We start from the raw sequence: 6919 nt of genomic DNA, 5'->3' as shown, positions 1-6919 counted from the left end.
ACATTTGTGGTAAATTTTAAAACAGACTTAAATAATCAATTTAACATGGCGATCGCATTACGTTTTGTATATTGATTATTGGCATAAGCGATCGCCATCATTCATGTCATAATTGCTCCACCCATTAATCGCTCATACCGATATTTCAATTCCTCTTTCATCAAACGCCAACGCCCCAAAGTAGCATCCATTTCGATAATTTTCTCTGCTGCTTGTCGCGCCAGAATTAAAATCTCCTCGTCTTCTACCAAACTCGCCAAAGTAAAATCAGGCACCCCAGATTGCTTGGTTCCCAGTACTTGCCCTGGCCCGCGAAACCGCATATCCATCTCGGAAATAAAAAAGCCATCCTGGGACTGTTCCAATACTTTCAACCGTTGTTGAGCATCAGGACTTCTAGAACTACTCATCAGTAAACAGTAAGATTGCGCCGCACCCCGTCCTACCCGCCCCCGCAATTGATGTAGTTGGGATAAGCCAAATCTTTCTGCATTTTCTATTAACATCACCGTAGCATTAGGGACATCCACACCCACCTCTACCACGGTAGTTGATACCAAAATCTGAGTCTGATTATCCCGAAACTTACCAATAGCTTCATCCTTTTCCGCCGAAGTCATACGCCCATGCAATAATCCCACCTGAAACTCGGGAAATATACTATCCTGTAACTTTTGATGCTCCTCCACAGCCGATCGCAAGTCTAATTTTTCCGACTCTTCCACCAAGGGCAAAACTATATATATCTGCCGTCCCTGGACAATTTCCCGCCGCATCAAATCGTAAGCATGGGTGCGTTGCTGTCCTGACAAGACGGTGGTTTGGATTGCCTGTCTTCCTGGTGGTAACTCGTCAATTTGGCTCACATCCAAATCCCCGTGAATTGTCAATGCCAAAGTACGGGGAATAGGAGTAGCAGTCATGGTTAATACATGGGGTTGCTCACCTTTTTGTTGCAACCTTGCCCGTTGCTCTACCCCAAAGCGATGTTGTTCGTCAATGACCACTAAACCTAATTGTTGGAAGTTAACGTGGTCTTGAATCAAAGCATGGGTTCCCACCAACAAAGGTAATTCACCTGTTGCTAACTGGGAATGAATTTGTCTTCTTTTGGCTATTTTTGTGGAACCTGTCAGCAATTCTACGGGTAAATGCAATAGGTTAAACCAACTTACCAACTTACGGTAATGCTGTTCCGCTAATACCTCCGTGGGAGCCATCAATGCAGCTTGATACCCAGATTGGAGAGCCGCCAAAATAGCAATCACCGCCACCACAGTTTTCCCCGAACCCACATCTCCTTGTACCAGGCGATTCATGGGGGTGGGTTGTTGTAAATCATTGAGAATATCGTTCAGCACCCTTTGTTGAGCATTCGTGAGTTGAAAGGGTAAAATCTCATAAAATGCTTCTATGAGTTGTCCTCTGGGAGCGAGGACAGCATTAGTTTGAATTTGCTTTGCTTGCTGCTGACGTTGGAGTAAACCAATTTGCAGATAGAAGAACTCATCAAATACTAGCCGCCGTTTAGCTCGTTGCAGGGTATCACTGTCTGGGGGAAAATGGATATTTGCGATCGCATCTTTCAATTCCATTAACCCATACTTTTGTCTCAAACCACTGGGAAGGGGTTCTTGGAGATGGGTAGCGGCTGGTAACGCAGAAATTACCGCCTGTCGCACCATATTCGCCACAATCCCCTCTGTTAAAGCATAAATTGGTACTACCCGCCCAATAGTTAAAGAATCAATACTATCCCCAGGATTAGCTAATACCTCCAATTCTGGGTCATCGAGAGTCAACTTATTATATTTATTTTGCTTGACCAACCCACAGGCAGCCACCATACTACCAGCAGGATAGCGGCGCTTTAAACTTTCTTGCCAACCCCTACTAGTAAAACGCGCCCCAGCAAAAAAGCGGCTAATTTTCAATTCTCCAGTATTATCCCGCACCCACATTTCAAAAATCATTAACTTTTTATTGCGGGGACTGACATAACAATTACACCGCTTCACCCTTGCCACAATTGTCACAGTCTCACCAGCTTTTAACTCCCGGATTTTTGCTTGACGGGCATAATCAATATGGTCGCGGGGATAATAAAATAATAAATCTCGTACCGTATATAAACCCAAACGCACCAACTTATCTGCCTTGAGTGCTCCAATTTCCGGTAAATCCCTGAGTTTCTGTTCCAGTCTGGGAGCCAGCCTCCGACTAACCTCCGAAACAATGGGAGTTGTGGGATTTTGCACACCAGAGAATCCCTTAGTAATTTTAGATGGGGAATTAGATGGAGAGTATTCTCTCATACCTCCCTCACTCCTTCCCTCCTTCACTCTTTCACTCCCTGACTGAGATTGTAGCTGGTGAAGATACTTACGAGTTTGAGCAATTAAATGTTGCCGATCTTGCAGCTCCATCTGGGGATACTTAGCAAATTGAGCTGCGATTTCTTGCCAGCGCCAACGCTCATCCCTTGGCAATACTTGGGGAAATTTACCGAAACTCAAAGTCAGAAATTCACTAAAGCGATACTGCCTACCCATCAAATCAATAAAGCCCTGTTCTGCTTCTACCGCCAAGGCTTTTTGTAATCGCAACCAATCTGGTGTGTCATTTGTCATGGCTACATAACTCCCGCTCCCCAGCATTATTGCTCAATCTTCATACCAACTAGCACGCCATGCAGCTTCAGCTTCCGCAATAGAGTGTTCTCGCTGCTTATGTTGATATTCTCGCCCCAACTTGTGTAATCGACCTAAAATTAGACGAATCTGCTTGCGTAGGGATGAAAGTTGTGAGTCAGCAAACTCAATCTCCCCTAACCGCAAATTCACCGCCATAATTTGAGTTAGGCTCGATTCTTCTGACTCCTCATCCTTGTCCATTTCCACTACTAAGTTTAGTATATTGGGTGGCCCCGGCATCATCTCCCCTGATGTCGCAGATGCGATCGCAGCAGCTTCTAAAATAGGTTGTGGTAATTTACTGGGCAGAATATCAGCATTTTTCAACAAATTATTCACTTCACTAGAAATGTGTTTCAGATTGGCTAAGATTCTTGCCTCTATTTGTTGCTGCCATTTAAGTAGTTCTACTGGGTTAGAAGTATCGGGAGAATATGTCTTGAGAGATAACAAGTTTAAGGGAAAAGGAATTTTTTCATACCTTATCCCTTCTGACTCTGGCTCCTCTACCTCTGTTGACTCTGCCTCTGGTGACTCTGGCTCTAGTTCTTCTGACTCTAGTGATTCTGACTCTGGCTCCTCCGCCTCTAATTCTTCCTCCTGCTGATTACTATGTGCTTGTACTTGCTGCAAATAGTTGATTAAAATATCCCTTTGTTCCGAATCATCTACCTGCATCTGCTCAGTATTGGTCAGAGATATCAGTTTTTCTGCTGCCTTTTGACTGGCTTTGCGAATCATTTGTTGGAGTTTTTGCCGTTGACTTAGGGATAATTGGAGAAACAGACTCGGATATCCTTGTGTACACAGATAATAACTTGCCAAAATCACCTGCTGTCGCATTACTTGTGCCAAGCTATTTAAATAGGAAGTATAGGCAGCTTGTAACTCCTGAGCGATTTTAGAGATTTTCTCTTCTAAAGCCGCTATATCCTTCTCTATGTGCTCGATTGCTCTCGCCATATGCTAACTCTTGTCTCTCTAAGCCCAATAATAATACAAATGTACGTATCTATTTAAAAATAATCATGATATTTCAACACCGTTGAGTTATATCATTGTTCTCTCCCTTTCCCTCTCCCTCTGCATCCTCTAGGGTTTTTTATATCGGATTTGATATTAGGCGTGAAAACCAACCTACTGGACTGGTGTTGGGTTTCATTCTTCAACCTAACCTACACCTCTCACATCTTGCACCACATAATTCTCGCGAAAATTATCGCCTGTAACCCTTATTATTCCGTAGGGTGGGCAATGCCCACCTTACTCTTCCTCGAAGGTGCAAGATATGTGTTGTACTTCATTTACCTGCAAAATGCTGTATTACTTATTACTTGCGCCTAGCCTTATATTTTCGGTGAATGAAAAACAGGTCAGCTATTTCTGGCTTGACCTGTTTGGGAAAAAGTTAGGAGTTGAAAATTAAAAGCTACCATTGGTGAAAGTCAATTCACTGTTTGATAAGTGATAATCTACAACTCAATCATGAGATTATTGACCACCGGTTTGTGCTGCAACCTCATCAGCAAAGCTGACTTCTTCTTTTTCAATCCCTTCACCGAGGATAAAGCGGACAAAACGGCGGATTTGGATATTTTCACCCAATTGAGCGATCGCTTGCTTCACTAATTCTTCAATAGTGATACTTTGATCGCGAATATAGGGTTGATCTACCAAAGACAATTCCTTGAGACGTTTGTCAATCCGTCCCTGAACGATTTTTTCCTTAACGTTATCTGGTTTATTAGCTAAATCGTCCCTTCCCATTTCAACGTCCTTTTCCTTTTGGACAATCTCATTGGGAATGTCATCGACTTTGACATACTCGACGTTGGGACAAGCTGCGACTTGCATGGCGATATTTCGCACCAGAGTTTGAAACTCTTCACGACGACCAACAAAGTCAGTCTCGCAATTTACTTCTACTAGTACACCAACTCTACCACCGGTGTGGATATAGCTGCCAACGAGTCCTTCTGCAGCCACTCGATCTGCTTTTTTCCCAGCTTTGGCGATACCTTTTTTGCGTAGCCAATCTTCGGCTTGCGCTATATCACCATCAGTTTCTTTTAGTGCCTTTTTGCAATCCATCATGCCAGCACCGGTTTTTTTGCGTAGCTCCTGGACGAGTTTTGCAGATATTTCCGCCATGTTGCCTCAATTTCTACTTGACTGACATTCTTAGCAGGGGTAACCCTGTCAACAGATTTTATGATCCGAAGTTCCTGGAAGCAGGCAAACCCTGCGATTGGACTTCTCAATATTACTCACAGATTTTGAGTATTTCTATCTTACTTGGGGCTGGTTCAAAAATCAGATACAGGGTATGAAGTATTCACCTAGAAATTTTTCAGTCGCATACTTCATGCTATACCCTTAAGCTGATTCTTCTTCTGAGTTATATTCACTGACATCAGCAGCGACTTCATCAGCTTCCTCGCCTAGATATTCTTCAGCGCCTTCGTAATCTTCGTAATCTTCATAATCGTCGTCTGATTCTACTAATTGACCATGACGACCTTCATAAATCGCATCTGCCAATTTACCAACAATTAACTTAATTGAGCGAATTGCGTCATCATTGGCAGGTATGGGAATATCTACCACATCGGGTTCACAGTTAGTATCTAACATGGATACGATGGGAAGTTTTAATTTTTGGCATTCTTGCACGGCATTATATTCCCGACGCTGATCTACAATGATCACCACATCGGGGATTTTACGCATGGTTTTAATCCCACCCAGGTATTTCTGTAGTTTTGCCAACTCCCGGCGTAACATGGAGGCTTCTTTTTTCGGTAGTAAATCTAGAGCACCACTGTCTTCTCGGCGTTCCAAATCTTTTAAACGGTCTACCCGAGTTTTAATTGTTGACCAGTTGGTGAGCATTCCCCCCAACCAACGCTGGTTAATATAGTGAGAACCACAACGAGCTGCTTCTTGAGCAATTATACCTGCTGCTTGTCGCTTGGTGCCTACAAACATGAACTTTTTACCTTGTTCAGCTTGCGATCGCATATAAGCGTAGGCTTCTTCCATCAACTGAGCAGTCTGCACCAAATCGATGATATGTACCCCATTGCGGGCAGTATAAATGTACTGGGACATTTTTGGATTCCACCGGCGGGTTTGATGCCCAAAGTGAACCCCAGACTCCATCATCTGAGCCAATGAAACTACTGGCATATTATGTTTTAACTCCTATTCGGGTTTAACCTCCATCCAGGTGGATCTCCAAATTGAGGAAACACCCGAATCCCTGGATGTGCGAGATTTTAATTAACCATATAAGGGTAGCACATGAAGAAGACAAGGGGCAGGGAGCAGGGAGCATGGAGCAGGGGATTGCTAGAATTTGCCATAATAATGCAGGAGTAGCTTGTTATAAGTTAATGTCATGAATCCACCAGATGCCCGCAGATATGCCCCTGCAACCCAACGCAACCGGGAACCAATCCTGGAAATACTCCAACAAGTGTTACCACCCCAAGGCACAGTTTTAGAGATATCTAGCGGTACTGGAGAACATGCCGTTTTCTTTGCTCCTCGATTGACTCCCCGGATTTGGCTACCATCCGAACCCGAACCGCGATCGCGTGCCAGTGTGGTAGCTTGGCTCGAGCATTCCCCGGCAGATAATTTACATCTTCCCCTAGATATTGATGTTCGAGGAACTGTTTGGGCAGTGGAGGAAAATATACCCTTAGAATCAATTCCCCCGATTAATGCGATCGTTAATATTAATATGATTCACATTGCGCCGTGGTCTGCGTGTTTGGGATTAATGGCAGGTGCGAATCGTCTCTTACCATCTGGTGGCATTATGTATTTATACGGCCCTTATAAGCGGGGTGGAGAACATACTGCACCCAGTAATGAAGCTTTTGATGATTCTTTACGCGCTCAAAATCCTGAGTGGGGAGTGCGTAATCTGGAAGATGTAGTCGCAGCAGCTAATGACCAAAACTTGACTTTGTTGAATACCTATCAAATGCCAGCAAATAACCTGTCCCTGGTTTTTCAACGTGCTTAGTCAAGGAGAATTTAGAATTGAGAATTTAGAATTATTACCCCAGATGCTTCTGTCACCCTCAGAGAAGTATTTGAATTTCAAAATTCTGCAACTCTTGTGTGTCAAGCGATAGCTCAGTTATTGATGAATATAATTTCCATCAGATGGGGAAAATGACAAAGTTTTGACCCAACTGTGAATCTTATCCCTC

The 6919-nt window shown here is 43.5% G+C and carries 5 protein-coding genes; 1 reads left to right on the top strand and 4 read right to left on the bottom strand.

What is annotated here, in order from left to right; translation table 11 throughout:
• Window positions 1-101: 101 nt before the first annotated feature.
• From recG to rpsB, 4 genes are all read right to left on the bottom strand, one after another.
• The gene (recG, locus tag CALSC_RS19360; RefSeq protein ID WP_088242924.1) at window positions 102-2630 is read right to left on the bottom strand and encodes an ATP-dependent DNA helicase RecG; all 2529 of its coding nucleotides are present in this window, start codon (window positions 2628-2630) and stop codon (window positions 102-104) included.
• 33 nt (window positions 2631-2663) lie between these two features.
• Window positions 2664-3656, bottom strand: a complete 993-nt coding sequence (locus tag CALSC_RS19355) for a hypothetical protein (protein WP_088242923.1) — start codon at window positions 3654-3656, stop codon at window positions 2664-2666.
• A gap of 528 nt (window positions 3657-4184) precedes the next feature.
• On the bottom strand, window positions 4185-4844 hold the full coding sequence (gene tsf / locus CALSC_RS19350) for a translation elongation factor Ts (RefSeq protein WP_088242922.1): 660 nt from the start codon (window positions 4842-4844) through the stop codon (window positions 4185-4187).
• A 225-nt stretch (window positions 4845-5069) separates the two neighbouring features.
• Window positions 5070-5882: a 30S ribosomal protein S2 gene (rpsB, locus tag CALSC_RS19345; protein WP_088242921.1), complete on the bottom strand. Its 813-nt coding sequence runs from the start codon at window positions 5880-5882 to the stop codon at window positions 5070-5072.
• A gap of 211 nt (window positions 5883-6093) precedes the next feature.
• Between rpsB and CALSC_RS19340 the strand changes: the two genes are divergently transcribed.
• Window positions 6094-6729: a DUF938 domain-containing protein gene (locus tag CALSC_RS19340; protein ID WP_088242920.1), complete on the top strand. Its 636-nt coding sequence runs from the start codon at window positions 6094-6096 to the stop codon at window positions 6727-6729.
• The last annotated feature ends 190 nt before the right edge of the window (window positions 6730-6919 follow it).

This window comes from Calothrix rhizosoleniae SC01, from assembly GCF_900185595.1.
GTDB classification, from domain to species: domain Bacteria; phylum Cyanobacteriota; class Cyanobacteriia; order Cyanobacteriales; family Nostocaceae; genus Calothrix_A; species Calothrix_A rhizosoleniae.
This window is presented reverse-complemented; position numbering and strand designations above follow the sequence as displayed.